The following is a 401-nucleotide window of genomic DNA, read 5'->3' on the forward strand; positions in this document are numbered from 1 at the left end:
ACGATGGTCTGCGGGGTCTACGGGATGAACTTCGAGCACATGCCCGAGCTCCACTGGCGCTACGGCTACCCGATGGTGATGGCCGCGATCGCCGGATCCTGCTTCACGATCCACCGCGCACTGCGCCGCCACGGCTGGCTCTAGGGGGTGTCCCACCCCCTACTCTGTTGCGCATGACTCTCAGCACGCTCGACCTGGCCCTCGTCGAGGAGGCCACCAAGAAGTCCGGCCTGATCTGGGTCCGCGGCTCCGGGGCCGACCGGGCCCTGTGGCACGCCTGGGTCGACGGCGCCGCCCACGTCCTGGGCGACGGGCCCGGGGAGCAGCCCTTCCCGGGGCTCGCGGACGGCGGGACCGCCGAGGTGACCGTGCGCAGCAAGGACAAGGGCGGCCCGCTGGTC

The 401-nt window shown here is 71.6% G+C and carries 1 protein-coding gene and 1 pseudogene; both read left to right on the top strand.

The genetic code is table 11. The features are described from left to right. Positions 1 to 144: CorA family divalent cation transporter (locus G3I78_RS50035; protein WP_275424952.1), on the top strand; the 144-nt coding region annotated here is incomplete at its 5' end. Between the two features lie 29 nt (positions 145 to 173). Continuing rightward, a pseudogene (locus G3I78_RS50040) lies at positions 174 to 401 on the top strand (hypothetical protein); the annotation flags it as partial.

Source organism: Streptomyces sp. SID13726, assembly GCF_010548375.1.
Lineage (GTDB): Bacteria > Actinomycetota > Actinomycetes > Streptomycetales > Streptomycetaceae > Streptomyces.